At 65.9% G+C, this 11834-nt stretch carries 13 protein-coding genes; 7 read left to right on the top strand and 6 right to left on the bottom strand.

Translation table 11 applies throughout. The features are described 5' to 3' along the window. Positions 1-131: 131 nt before the first annotated feature. Both AC1RNN_RS14630 and AC1RNN_RS14635 read left to right on the top strand, forming a co-directional pair. Positions 132-1109 carry an SRPBCC family protein gene (locus AC1RNN_RS14630; RefSeq protein ID WP_493089923.1) on the top strand — a complete coding sequence of 326 codons (978 nt, stop codon included), beginning with the start codon at positions 132-134 and terminating at the stop codon, positions 1107-1109. Next, entirely contained in the window at positions 1106-1663 is a 558-nt protein-coding gene (locus AC1RNN_RS14635) for a dihydrofolate reductase family protein (protein WP_493089922.1), read from the top strand. Before AC1RNN_RS14630 ends, AC1RNN_RS14635 begins: the two co-directional genes overlap by 4 nt. A 1-nt stretch (position 1664) precedes the next feature. Here AC1RNN_RS14635 and AC1RNN_RS14640 read toward each other — a convergent pair whose 3' ends face one another. From AC1RNN_RS14640 to AC1RNN_RS14660, 5 genes are all read right to left on the bottom strand, one after another. After that, positions 1665-2750 carry an MBL fold metallo-hydrolase gene (locus AC1RNN_RS14640; protein WP_493089921.1) on the bottom strand — a complete coding sequence of 362 codons (1086 nt, stop codon included), beginning with the start codon at positions 2748-2750 and terminating at the stop codon, positions 1665-1667. Positions 2751-2886: 136 nt separating this feature from the next. Continuing rightward, positions 2887-3972: a lipocalin-like domain-containing protein gene (locus AC1RNN_RS14645; RefSeq protein ID WP_493089920.1), complete on the bottom strand. Its 1086-nt coding sequence runs from the start codon at positions 3970-3972 to the stop codon at positions 2887-2889. A gap of 13 nt (positions 3973-3985) precedes the next feature. After that, on the bottom strand, positions 3986-4894 hold the full coding sequence (locus AC1RNN_RS14650; RefSeq protein WP_493089919.1) for a M48 family metallopeptidase: 909 nt from the start codon (positions 4892-4894) through the stop codon (positions 3986-3988). Further along, positions 4891-5487, bottom strand: a complete 597-nt coding sequence (locus AC1RNN_RS14655) for an SH3 domain-containing protein (RefSeq protein WP_493137447.1) — start codon at positions 5485-5487, stop codon at positions 4891-4893. The genes AC1RNN_RS14650 and AC1RNN_RS14655 overlap by 4 nt, the downstream gene beginning before the upstream one ends. A gap of 42 nt (positions 5488-5529) precedes the next feature. Continuing rightward, positions 5530-6534, bottom strand: coding sequence for a LysR substrate-binding domain-containing protein (locus AC1RNN_RS14660; protein ID WP_493089917.1), 1005 nt, complete (start codon positions 6532-6534; stop codon positions 5530-5532). 127 nt (positions 6535-6661) lie between these two features. On the opposite strand from AC1RNN_RS14660, the gene AC1RNN_RS14665 reads away from it, so the two are divergent. Next, a complete protein-coding gene (locus AC1RNN_RS14665) occupies positions 6662-7228 on the top strand; it encodes a DUF2917 domain-containing protein (RefSeq protein ID WP_493089916.1) in 567 nt (188 codons plus the stop codon). Between the two features lie 6 nt (positions 7229-7234). Here AC1RNN_RS14665 and gntR read toward each other — a convergent pair whose 3' ends face one another. After that, a complete protein-coding gene (gntR, locus tag AC1RNN_RS14670) occupies positions 7235-8257 on the bottom strand; it encodes an HTH-type transcriptional regulator GntR (RefSeq protein WP_493089915.1) in 1023 nt (340 codons plus the stop codon). 179 nt (positions 8258-8436) lie between these two features. Between gntR and AC1RNN_RS14675 the strand changes: the two genes are divergently transcribed. Genes AC1RNN_RS14675 through AC1RNN_RS14690 form a run of 4 tightly spaced genes read left to right on the top strand, consistent with a single transcriptional unit; the run spans position 8437 to position 11822 of the window. Next, positions 8437-8940: a gluconokinase gene (locus AC1RNN_RS14675; protein ID WP_493089914.1), complete on the top strand. Its 504-nt coding sequence runs from the start codon at positions 8437-8439 to the stop codon at positions 8938-8940. Further along, entirely contained in the window at positions 8937-9443 is a 507-nt protein-coding gene (locus AC1RNN_RS14680; RefSeq protein ID WP_493089913.1) for a TRAP transporter small permease, read from the top strand. Before AC1RNN_RS14675 ends, AC1RNN_RS14680 begins: the two co-directional genes overlap by 4 nt. A gap of 4 nt (positions 9444-9447) precedes the next feature. Beyond that, positions 9448-10740 carry a TRAP transporter large permease gene (locus AC1RNN_RS14685; RefSeq protein WP_493089912.1) on the top strand — a complete coding sequence of 431 codons (1293 nt, stop codon included), beginning with the start codon at positions 9448-9450 and terminating at the stop codon, positions 10738-10740. 50 nt (positions 10741-10790) lie between these two features. Continuing rightward, on the top strand, positions 10791-11822 hold the full coding sequence (locus AC1RNN_RS14690) for a TRAP transporter substrate-binding protein (protein WP_493089911.1): 1032 nt from the start codon (positions 10791-10793) through the stop codon (positions 11820-11822). Positions 11823-11834: the final 12 nt, after the last annotated feature.

Raw genomic sequence — 11834 nt, forward strand, 5'->3', positions numbered from 1 at the left:
TATAACGAAATATGCCTTTAGCCCCCGTAAGTATTGCGCGAGCAGCTATCGCTTTTGTAGCGCATGGTTTTCGGTTTGTTGCGATTTGTTGCAGCGGTATAGTCGGCGAATTTTCCCGGTCCGGAACCCCCATGAAGAAACGCCATATCTTTGCCCTGGGCGCCGCCTACGGTCTGGTCATGCGGCTGGCCTTTGGCATGTTGCCCTTTCTGAACGGGAGCTCGGCCAATGCCGGTGGCCCGATGCTGTCGGCGTTTGTGCTGCTGGTGCCGGCCATTATTGGCGTGTACACGGTGTATGCGGCCCGTGATGATGACCCCGGCCTCAGTTTCATGCTGTTCGGACCCTGGGCGCCCACCGTGGCCTTTGTCGCCGGCACCGCACTCCTGCTCATCGAGGGCAGCATCTGTATTGCCATGGCCTTGCCCATCTTTTTGTTGTGCGCCTCTTTTGGCGGGGCCTTGGGCTGGCTGTTGGTCCACTGGACCAAGCCGAAGCCGGGTGTCATGAATTCGCTGCTGGTGCTGCCGCTGGTCCTGGGCTACGCGGAAGTCCACGCACCCCTGCCGCAAGAAGTGTTTCGCAGCACGGCCTCGGTTCACATCGCCGCCCCGCCAGAGCGGATCTGGCAGACCATCAACCATGCGACCGACATCCAGCCCGATGAAATGAAGGGGGGCTTGGCCTACCTGATCGGCGTGCCCTATCCCATCGAGGCGATCACCGAGGCCAGCGGGCAGGGCCGCGTGCGCAAGCTGCGCTGGGACAAGGGGGTGCGCTTTGACGAACCCATCACCGCCTGGGAGGAGAACCGCTTTGTCCGCTGGACCTATGCGTTCAAGCCCGAGTCATTTCCTGCCGGCGCGCTGGACGAGCATGTGCTGATCGGCGGCAAATACTTTGACCTCGTGGACACCTCCTACCAGCTGACACCTGAAGCCGGTGGCACCCGGCTGGAGATCGTCATCAACTACCGCATCAGCACCAACTTCAACTGGTATTCCGCCTGGTGGGGGCGCGTGCTGGTGGAAGACTCGGCGGACGCCATCCTGCGGTTCTACAAAAACCGCGGCGAAGGCGCCGTGCCCACAGGAGGAAAGCAGACATGAGCACCATCTACTTCACCGCCACCAGCCTGGACGGCTTCATCGCCACCGAGGACGATTCGCTGGACTGGTTGTTCCCATTGGGCGAGCTGGGGGAGTCCAGCTACCCGGAATTCATTGCCGGGGTGGGCGCGCTGGCCATGGGGTCGAGCACCTACGAATGGATGCTGCGCAACGCGGACAAGGTGGTGGCCGAGGTGGGCTCGCCCTGGCCCTACACGCAGCCCACCTGGGTGTTCACCAGCCGCACGCTGCCGCGCATTGAGGGCGGCGACATCCGCTTTGTGCAGGGCGATGTGCGCCCCGTACACGCCGCCATGCAAGCCGCTGCAGGTGGCCAGAACCTCTGGGTGGTGGGCGGTGGTGATCTGGTGGGTCAGTTCCATGACGCGGGCCTGCTGGACGAGCTCATCGTGCAGGTGGGCTCGGTCACGCTGGGGCAGGGCAAGCCGCTGCTGCCACGCCGCATCCTGCATCCCCGGTTGAGGCTTACCAACGTGCGCCAGATGGGCGAAAGCATGGTGGAGTTGCGCTACGCAGTGCAGCGCGGGGACTGAGTTACTTCAGCCCCACCCACCAGCGCTTGTTCTCGCGCGGCTGGCCCACGGTCAGCACCTCGCCAATCTCGGGCGTGGCCAGTGCGATGTTCTTGGCGGCGGCCAGGTCGGCCAGCCGGTTCAGCGGATCGTGCCAAGTGTGGAAGGCGAGGTCGAAGGTGCTGTTGTGCACCGAGAACAGCACCTTGCCGTGCAGGTCTTCAAAGGCCTGCACACTCTGCTCCGGCGTCATGTGCACCGCAGGCCAGTAGGCGTCGTAGGCACCGTTCTCCATCAGCGCCAGATCGAAGCTGCCAAAGCGCTGGCCTATCGTCTTGAAGCCGTCGAAGTAGCCCGAGTCGCCGCTGTAGTAGATGCGCTGGCCGCCACTCTCCAGCACCCAGGACGCCCATAGCGTGCTGTTGCGGTCGCTCAGCGTGCGGCCCGAGAAATGCTGGGCCGGCGTGGCCGTGACCTTCACATCGCCCTGCGTGGCAACCTGCCACCAGTCGAACTCCTGCACACGCTCGGGCGGCACGCCCATGTCCACCAGCCGCGCCTTCACGCCCAGCGGCACAAAGTAGCGCTGCACGCGCTGCGCCAGGTACTCGATGGTGGGCACGTCCAGGTGGTCGTAATGGTCGTGCGACAGCACCAGCCCTTCGATGGGCGGCAGGTCCTGCAGCGCGAGTGGCGGCGCATGGAAGCGCTTGGGCCCGGCAAAGCTGAAGGGCGAGGCGCGCTCGCCAAACACCGGGTCGATCAGCCAGAACTTGCCGCCCAGCTTGAGCAGGTGCGAGGAGTGGCCCAGGCGCACCACGTGGTTAGCCCGCGGGTCCAGCGCGGCGAGCTGGGCCGGGGTGATTGGGCGCACGGGAATCGGGTCCACCGGCACGGTGTCCACCTTGCTGCCGAAGATGAAGCGCGTCCAGATGGCCCAGCCGCTGGCGGCGGGTGGCGTCTGCGGATTGGGCGGGTTGGCGAACAGGCAGCTCTGGCCCTGGTATTGCGGGGAGTTGGCGTAGGCGGCACTGCAGTCGCCCCGGCCGGCACAGCCGGTGATGAGCAGGCAGCAGGCAGCAAGGGCGGAGTACAGCAGCGTTTTCATGGGGCGCAGTGTGCCAGAGGCACCGGCCAGCCGCCATTCCCCCCGATGTTTCACGGGTCTATACGAAACCAGGCACTGGCCCCCGTGGAATATGCGCTAGCAGCTACCAAAATCGTAGCGCCCTGTGGGATTGGACTCAGAGCTTGAGCGCCGCGGCGTACCCCGTCATCTCCAGGTAGCCGCGCCCGACCAGCTGGCCACGCGGGTCCCGTACTTCGCTCAGGCCTTCCCAGTAAATGGCGCCGGTGGAGCCGCGGCTGTCGAGTTCCTGGTTGTCGATGACGGCCTTCACCGTGTAGACCCCGGCCGGGGTGCGCACTGTCCATTCCACCGGGTAGCTGGCATGGCTGAGCGGGCTGCGCCAGCTGCGCACGGGAGTGAACTGCGCCTCACCGCGCGTAAACACCTGGCGCGCGCCGGCTGCGCTGCGGAAGGAGCCGCCGTCCCACAACACGCCTCCCTCGCGCGTGCGCAGTTGGAAGGCCGTAAGCGCGCTGCCGTCAAAGAGGTTGATGCCGATCCAGTCCCAGCCCTGGGCCTGTGGGTGCAAGACCTCCTGGCTCCATTCGTGGTCCAGCCAGGCGGTGCTGCCAGTTTCCAGCGCGCGTGCTTGGCCCCGCAGTGCGATGCTGCCGCTCACCTGCAACTGCGGCAGGCTGTAGTAGTAGCTGGCCTGTTTGTCTTCCGGCCCTTTGCGGGAGAGCCCGTCGCGCCCCTGCAGCAGCACGGGCTGGCTCGCCTTGAAGCGCAAGTTCAGCGTGAAGTTGCCAGTGGGAATCGTCGCTACCAGGTCAGCGCCCTGGCGCAGCAAGGACCAGTCGCGCAGCTGCACGCCGGTGTCCTGCAGGCTGGCCCAGGCGGTGTCGGCCGGGTTGCTGTCCGCGGGCTCGCCGGACCAGCGGGCAATGCGCTGGTCGTGCCAGAGTTTCTGGCCCGCCACATCGGTGACGGCGGCGTGCGCAAACAGCAGCTGCCGTGCCGCCAGGCGCGAGCGCAGTGTTTGCGTGGCCGCTACACGGCTGCGGAAAAAGGTGACCTGAAACCCGAGTGCTGCAGCCTGCCCCGCCACTGTGGCATGGCCCGTGAGGTACCACCACTCGGTGGCATAGTCGTTGTGGCTGCCAGCGTCGCGCGGAAAGCGCAGTGCGGCCGGTGGCAGGGCTTGCGCGGCGGGCAGGGCGCTCAGCAACGGGGCCGCCAGCAGGGCGCGGCGGCGCAGCATGGGGCGGTTGGGGCTACTTGCCGGCACGCGCCAGGCGCTGCGCCACGGTGGGCGAGGGCTTGCCTGAGAGCCCGTCCAGGCGCTGGCCCATGGCGGCTTCGAGCTGATCCAGCCGCGTCTGCGTGGCGGGGTGGGTGCTCAGTGCCAGGGTGTAGGCCGGGTTGTCGGGCTTGGCGGTGCGCAACTGCTGTAGCACAGCCACCAGGCCATAGGGGTCAAAGCCCGCGCGCGCAGCCAAGGCCACACCGCTGCGGTCGGCGTCAAACTCGTCGCTCTGGTCCAGCCCCTTGGAATACACCTCGCGCCCCAGCGCCAGCAGTTGGGCCGAGAGCATGCCCTGGGCGTTGTTGTTGAGCTGCGAGGCAATGGCGCGCGTCAGCAGCCCGGTCTGGGCCGACTTGCGCAGCGCCTTGAGGTGGTGCTTGGCCACGACGTGGTGAATCTCGTGCGCCAGGATGCCGGCCAGCTCGGACTCATCGCTGACCGAGTCGATCAGGCCCTTGGTCACAAACACATAGCCGCCCGGCGCGGCAAAGGCGTTGTAGCCCGGGTCGTCCAGCACGGCAAAGGTCCAGGGCAGGTTGGGGCGCTCGGACTGCAGGCTGATCCAGCGGCCCAGGCGGTTCACATAGCGCTGTAGCGCCACGTCCTTGTGCAGGGGTTTCGCACCCAGCAGCACGGCCGAGAGCTGGCGGCCCATCTCGATCTCTTTGGGCTCGTCGATCTGCTCCATGGACTGCGAGAGCAGGCTGGCCAGGTCATTGGTGGCTGCAGCGGGTGTGCTGTTGTTGCCGCCCGCATTGGGCTTGAACATGTTTTGCAGCAGACCGCCCAGCATCTTGCCGGGGTCTTGCGCCTGTACGGCTAGGGGCAGGCCAGCGCAGCAGGCCGCCAGGCTCAGGGAAAGCAGGGTGCGCTTCATGGGGAGAATCCTGTGTCTCTGGCGTTGTGGGGGGCTGCAGGGGCGGGGGGCGGTGCCGGTGCGGGCAGGGGCTCCACGGACTGCACGCTCAGGCTGGACTCGGCCGCAAAGCGCTTGGCCTGGGCTGCGTCTTGGCGCTGGCCTTCGGCCTGGGTCAGTGCAGCCAGGTTGGGTTGGGCGTTGGCAATGTCTTCGGCGCCCAGGCCGCGTATGCCCACCGTCGCGGTGGGGCCGCTGGAGGCTTGGGGCTGCGCGCTGCCGCGGTTGAACAGGTTGGAAAGCCCGCGCAGGGCACCGGTGGCGGCATTGGCCACGCTGCCCTGGTCGGCTGCGGTGCCCACGTCGAACATGTGAATCCAGCCGGTGGCACCGGCGGCCGTCTTGACTTGCACCCACGGACCCTGGCGTGTGGGCTGGCGGGTCAGCGCGGTTTGCGCGGGCAGGGTGGCCAGGGTGTTGGCGCTGTCGCCGGGGCCATCGCGCAGCACGGTCTGGCGCTTGGTAACCAGTGCGTCCTGGGCCAGCGCCAGCGGACTGGTCAGTGCCGTGACCAGCAGCACGGAAAAAAGAGTGGGGATACGCATGTTTGCCATTGTGGGGGATGGGCTGGGTGGCGGCAATGGGCCGATCAGGGTTCAGTCCGGGTGGGCGTGGGTCTCGGGGTCGGGCACCTCGCCGATGGCCTTGCGCGTGAGCGCCGCCTGCGCCATCAGCCAGTCGCAGAAGGCGCGGATTTCGGGGCGTGCGCCGCTGCGTGGCCCCACCAGCAACCAGTAGACCAGGGGCGAGTCGATGCGCCCGTCGGGCAGTACCTCCACCAGGTCGCCGCTGGCTAGGCTGTCGGCCACCAGGGGCATGCGCGCCAGCGCCACGCCTTGCCCGGTCAAGGCCGATTGGGCGATCTGGTGCGCGTAGTTGAAATACATCCAGCGCTTGGGCTCTAGCTTGGGCAATTGGTTGTCGTCCAGCCAGCGCCGCCAGGTCAGCCATTCCAGGTTCTGGTTGCGGTGGCTGTCGCTGGCCTCCAGCAGCGCAAAGCGCGCCAGGTCAGCGGGCTTGCGCAGGGGGGCACCACTTTTGAGCAGCCAGGGGCTGGCCACCGGGGTGAGCTGTTCGCCAAACAGGCGGATCGCGCCAGGCCCCACGCTGCCCGGGCTGGTGTAGCGGATGGCCAGGTCCACATCGCTGGTGTCCAGGTCCACGGGGTTGTCGGTGGCGTCCACGCGGATGTCGATGTCGGGGTACTCGGACTGGAAGGCCTCCAGCCGCGGAATCAGCCACATGGAGGCGAAGGAGGCCCAGGTGGAAATGGCCACGCTGCGGCGTCCGGCCGAGCGGCGGATCAGGCGCACTGCGCTGTCCACCCGCTCCAGCGAAGGCACCACGGCGCGCAACAATTGGGCCCCGGCGCTGGTGAGTTCCACCGCCCGCGTGTGGCGCAGGAACAGGGGCACGCCCACCTCGTCTTCCAGCGCCTGCACCTGGCGGCTCACAGCGCTTTGCGTGAGCGAGAGCTCTTCCGCCGCCGCCCGGAAATTCAGGTGCCGGGCCACGGCTTCCAGCGCGCGCAGGTGGCCTACCGCGATGGGGCGGGTACGCAGGCGTATTTCGGCATGGGGCGGTGCAGAAGGTGAGGACATGCGGGGACTCGGTAGTGGGTCGATTCATGCGGGAATGGAATGAATAGCATAGCCCGATTTCATTGGACGCAAAAGCAGGTGACGCCGATCATTCATCTGCCCCATCCACCTTTTCAAGGAGTCCGTCATGTCAGTCCACAGCCCTTCCTCCCAAGTTCCGCTATCGCAATTCGTGTCTGAAGCCCTCGCCGGGCCCAGCCTCACCACTCCGGTGGATCGCGCTGCTGATTTGCCCCTGGACGCTGTGGCCATGGCGTTGGACACGCCCTGGAACTTGCCCCAGGGTCAGGCAGTGACCTTGCGCCCGCGCACCGCCGGTGTGCTGCGTGTGGTTTCGGGCCGTGCCTGGGCGACACTGGACGTGTCACGCCACACGCCCCTGACCGAGAGCGGAGACCATTTCGTCGCCCTGGGCCACGATCTGCAACTGCGCGCCGGGCAGCGCGTGGTGGTGGAGGCGTGGCCCTACAAGGGACAAGACGGAATTCAGCTGCAATGGGTGGCACAGCCCCAGGCCTGCCTGGCGACGCGCTTCCAGACCAATGTGGTGCAACCCCTGCGTGACGTGGGACAGGGCCTGGGCCTGGTGGCCCGCGCCCTGGGCCGTCTCATCGCCGGCTTGGCCAGTTATTCCAATGTCATGACCGCCGGCCGTGGCCGCGTGCTGCGCGGCCTGGAGTCCAACGCGCCCTGAACGTGCTCAGGCGCTGTCCCTGAGTTGCAGCGTGTAACCCAGATTGATGCAGGGTGTGGCCACGGTCTCGCCCTGCATCAGCGCCACCAACATCTGCCCGGCCGCCTGGCCAATCTCGGCGCGCGGTGTGCGCACCGTGGTCAGCGGCGGCAGCATCTGGTCGCTGCCTGTCAAATCGTTGAAGCCCGCAATCGCCACCCGCTGTGGCACGGCAATGCCCAGCCGCAGCGCGGCCAGCAGGGCGCCCTGGGCCAGGTCGTCGTTGCAGAAGAAGATGGCATCCACAGCGGGCTGCTGTCCCATGATTTGTTCAAACATGCGCGCGCCCATGGACAGCGAAGAGGGCGCTGGGTTCAGCCACTCCAGCGTGGCGTCGTAGTGGCCTGCGGCCTGCAGGGCCTGGCGCCAGCCTTCCAGGCGTTGCAGCGCGCGCGGGTCCAGTTGCGCCGCAGCAAAGGCAATGCGGCGGTGGCCTTGATTCAGCAGATGGCGGGTCAGGTCGTAGCCCGCATCGCGCTGTGAAAAGCCCACGCAATAGGCGCCTTCCGGTGCCTGCGCTGTCATCAGGTGAACACAGGGCACACCGCTCTGCGCGATCAGATGGCGGGTGGTGTCGCTACGTTCCAGTCCGGTGACGATCAGGCCTGCCGGGCGATGCAACAGTTGCTCGCGCAGCAAGGTCTCTTCCTCGCTGGGGTCGTAGTGGGTGATGCCAATCAGCGTCTGGTAGCCGGCCTGGCGCAGGGTCTGCTGCAAGGCCTCCAGCAAATCCACAAACAGCGCGTTCGACAGCATGGGGATGAGCACCGCCACATGGCTGCTCTGGCCGGACGCCAGGGCACGTGCGGCCGGGTTGGGTACATAGCCCAGCCGGTCGGCCGCGGCCTGCACCTTGGCCACCAGCTCGGGGGCCACCGCCCGCTCGCCCCGCAGCGCGCGCGACACGGTAATGGGGCTGACCCCGGCCAGTTGAGCCACGTCCGAGAGGGTGACGCGGCCGGTGGCGCGGGGGCGGAGAGGGGGGCTCATGGGTCCTAGGGAAACTACGGGGTGGTGTTGGATGATTTTTGCATAGGATAGCGCTGTCCGACGTGTGGCACGGCGCGGGCAAACCCCTAAACAAGAATTCATTGGGGAAATTTGCCTGAATCCTGCAACACGTCATTTTTTAAACTTTTCTGGATAGCGCTATCCGTATATTCGACTCCATGCATTCCATTGTCATCATGGGTGTGGCCGGTTGCGGCAAATCCAGTCTTGGGGAGGCGCTGGCCCAGGCCTGCGGTCTACCCCTGGTGGAAGGCGACGACCACCACAGCCCGGCCAACCGCGACAAGATGGCGCGCGGCATCGCACTGACCGATGTGGACCGTCAGGACTGGCTGGCCACGCTGGGGGTGCAGCTGCAGGCGCACCCGGACGGCGCCATCGTGACCTGTTCGGCCCTCAAGCGCGCTTACCGCGACCGCCTGCGCCAGGCCGCGCCCGGCCTGCGCTTTGTGTTTCTTGAGATCAGCCGCGGCGAGGCCCAGGCCCGCGTCAGCGCGCGGTCGGCCCATTTCTTTTCCAGCAGCCTGGTGGACAACCAGTTCGCCACGCTGGAGCCGCCGGTGGGCGAGCCCGGCGTGCTGCGTCTGGATGCCACCCTTTCCCTGGACCAGTTGCAGGTCGCCGTCTGCGACTGGCTGGCCATTCCACAGGAGTCCGCATGACCACCCCCGAGAAAGACCTGGCGCCGCCGGGCCGCTTTGTCCAGCTGACCAACACGCTCATGGCCTTGTGCCTGGGCGTGATGGCGGTGTCCGTGTTTGTCAACGTGGTGCTGCGCTACGGCTTTGGCAGTGGTGTGGCCGCCAGCGAGGAGCTGTCGCGCCTGCTGTTTGTCTGGATGGTGTTCATCGGTGCCACCGCGGCCTACCCGGCGGGCGAGCACATGGCTTTCACCAGCCTGGTGGGCCTGTTGAAGGGCAGGGCGCTGGCAGCCATGACGGTGCTGATCCGCTTGCTGGTGGTGCTGGCCTGTGTGCTGTTGGGCCGCGGTGCCTGGCAGCAGGTGGCGGTTGGACTGGACAGCTATTCCGTGGTGCTGCGCTACCCCAGTGCCTTGCTCCCGTTACCAGCCCTGCTGAGTGCTGTGGCTATTGGTGCCATGGCTTGCTGGGAATTGGTGCAAGGCACCCCGCTGGACCTCGGTCACGGCGCAGAAATGGACTGATGCCATGAGTAACGAAGGACTCGCATTCATTGTGTTTTGCGTGGGCATGCTGGCCCTCATGGGCATCGGCATGAACATGGCGTTGGCCCTGGTGCTGACGGGTGCCGGCATGGCCTGGGTGCTCGACTTCTGGGATACGCAGCTGCTGGCCCAGAACCTGGTGGCGGGGGTAGACAGCTTCCCGTTGCTGGCCGTGCCCTTCTTCATCTTGGCCGGCGAGCTGATGAACAGCGGCGGCATCAGCCGACGCATCATCGCCATGGCGCAGGCTTGGGTGGGGCATATCCGTGGCGGCCTGGGTTTTGTGGCCATTGGCGCGGCGGTGCTCATGGCCAGCATGAGCGGCTCGGCCCTGGCCGATACGGCGGCGCTGGCCACCATCCTCATGCCCATGATGCGCCAGCAGGGCTACCCCATGCACACCTCGGCCGGGCTGATCGCCTCGGGCGGCATCATCGCGCCCATCATTCCGCCCAGCATGCCGTTTGTGATCTACGGCGTGACGACCAACACCTCGATCTCGGCGCTGTTCCTCTCCGGCATCGTGCCTGGACTCATCATGGGCGTGGGTCTCATCGTGGCCTGGAAGCTGGTGCTGCGCAAAATCGACTTGCCTGAAGGCCAGCCCCTGCCCATGCGCGAACGCCTGCAAGCCACGCGCAAGGCTTTCTGGGCCATGCTGATGCCGCTCATCATCATCGGCGGCATGAAGACTGGTGTTTTTACGCCGACGGAAGCTGCGGTCGTGGCGGCCTTCTATGCGCTGGTGGTGGCGCTGTTCATCCACCGCGAGATGAAAGTCGCCGCAGTGTATGGCGTGCTGGTGCGCGCTGCCAAGACCACGGCCATCGTGATGTTCCTCTGCGCCGGTGCGCAGGTAGCGAGCTACATGATCACGCTGGCTGACCTGCCCAGCGTGTTGACCGGCTGGCTGGGCCCGCTGGTGAACAGCCCGCGCATGCTCATGGTCGTGATGATGTTGGTGCTCATCCTGGTCGGTACCGCGCTGGACCTCACGCCCACCATCCTGATCTTTGCGCCGGTGATGCTGCCCATCGCCGTGAAGGCCGGGATCGACCCGGTCTACTTCGGCCTGATGTTTGTGCTCAACGGCGCCATCGGCCTCATCACACCCCCTGTCGGCACCGTGCTCAATGTGGTGGCCGGGGTGGGGCGTCTGCCGCTGCACCAGGTGATCAAGGGCGTGAACCCCTTCCTCATCACCTACACGCTGATCCTGTTCCTGTTCGTCCTTTTCCCGCAGATCGTGACCGCGCCGGTGGCGTGGATGCGCTGAGTTTTACCGCCTCGTTTTCTTCACAACAACACCTTTCCAGGAGACATGCCATGAAAACTTCCACCACCCTGATCCGCCGCGCCGTGCTGGCCGTGGCCGGTGCCGCCGTCTTCGGCGCTGCGCTGCCCGCGCTGGCGCAGGACATCAAACCCCGCCTGATCCGCTTCGGCTACGGGCTCAATGAACAGAGCAACCAGGGCCGCGCGGCCAAGGTGTTTGCCGAGGCGGTGGAGAAAGCCTCTGGCGGCAAGATGAAAGTGCGTGCCATCGGCGCCTCCGCGCTGGGCCCGGACGTGCAGATGCAGAATTCGCTGATTGGTGGCGCGCAGGAAATGATGGTCGGCTCCACCGCCACGCTGGTGGGTATCACCAAGGAAATGGCGCTGTGGGACACACCCTTCCTGATCAGCAACGCCAAGGAAGCTGACGCGCTCTTGGACGGACCTATCGGTGACAAGATCCGCAACAAGCTGCAGGACAAAGGTCTGGTGGGCCTGGCCTACTGGGAAAACGGCTTTCGCAACCTGACCAACAGCAAGCGCGCCATCAACAAGGTCGAAGATCTGGATGGCATCAAGCTGCGCGTGATGCAGAACAACGTGTTCCTCAACAGCTTCAAGACCTTGGGCGCCAACGCCGTGCCCATGGCCTTCTCCGAGTTGTTCAGCGCGCTCGAAACCAACACCGTGGATGGCCAGGAAAACCCCTTCAACACCATTCTGTCGAGCAAGTTCTACGAGGTGCAGAAGTACATGACGGTGACCAACCACGTCTACAGCCCCTGGATCGTGATGGCCAGCAAGAAGTGGTGGGACCAGCTGTCCAAGGACGAGCAGAAAATCCTGCTGGACGCCGCCGTGGCCAGCCGCGACTTTGAACGCAAGGACACGCGTGACGAAGCCTCCCGCGCCGTGGCCGACCTCAAGGCCAAGGGCATGCAGGTCAACGAACTGTCCCCTGCCGAGTCGGCCCGTATGCGCGACAAGCTGACCCGCGTGTACGCCTCCATTGGCGCCGACATCGGCATGGACCTGTGGAACGAGGCCCAGGCCGAACTGGTGAAGATTCGCGCGAAGAAGTAAGCGCAGGCGGGA

The organism is Rhodoferax sp. GW822-FHT02D07 (assembly GCF_058802405.1).

Bases quoted from the DNA above. Each gene is read 5' to 3' on its own strand.
- AC1RNN_RS14660 (WP_493089917.1), bottom strand. From the start codon at position 6,534: ATGTCCTCACCTTCTGCACCGCCCCATGCCGAAATACGCCTGCGTACC.
- AC1RNN_RS14680 (WP_493089913.1), top strand. From the start codon at position 8,937: ATGACCACCCCCGAGAAAGACCTGGCGCCGCCGGGCCGCTTTGTCCAG.
- gntR (WP_493089915.1), bottom strand. From the start codon at position 8,257: ATGAGCCCCCCTCTCCGCCCCCGCGCCACCGGCCGCGTCACCCTCTCG.
- AC1RNN_RS14665 (WP_493089916.1), top strand. From the start codon at position 6,662: ATGTCAGTCCACAGCCCTTCCTCCCAAGTTCCGCTATCGCAATTCGTG.
- AC1RNN_RS14635 (WP_493089922.1), top strand. From the start codon at position 1,106: ATGAGCACCATCTACTTCACCGCCACCAGCCTGGACGGCTTCATCGCC.
- AC1RNN_RS14690 (WP_493089911.1), top strand. From the start codon at position 10,791: ATGAAAACTTCCACCACCCTGATCCGCCGCGCCGTGCTGGCCGTGGCC.
- AC1RNN_RS14655 (WP_493137447.1), bottom strand. From the start codon at position 5,487: ATGGCAAACATGCGTATCCCCACTCTTTTTTCCGTGCTGCTGGTCACG.
- AC1RNN_RS14650 (WP_493089919.1), bottom strand. From the start codon at position 4,894: ATGAAGCGCACCCTGCTTTCCCTGAGCCTGGCGGCCTGCTGCGCTGGC.
- AC1RNN_RS14675 (WP_493089914.1), top strand. From the start codon at position 8,437: ATGCATTCCATTGTCATCATGGGTGTGGCCGGTTGCGGCAAATCCAGT.
- AC1RNN_RS14630 (WP_493089923.1), top strand. From the start codon at position 132: ATGAAGAAACGCCATATCTTTGCCCTGGGCGCCGCCTACGGTCTGGTC.
- AC1RNN_RS14685 (WP_493089912.1), top strand. From the start codon at position 9,448: ATGAGTAACGAAGGACTCGCATTCATTGTGTTTTGCGTGGGCATGCTG.
- AC1RNN_RS14645 (WP_493089920.1), bottom strand. From the start codon at position 3,972: ATGCTGCGCCGCCGCGCCCTGCTGGCGGCCCCGTTGCTGAGCGCCCTG.
- AC1RNN_RS14640 (WP_493089921.1), bottom strand. From the start codon at position 2,750: ATGAAAACGCTGCTGTACTCCGCCCTTGCTGCCTGCTGCCTGCTCATC.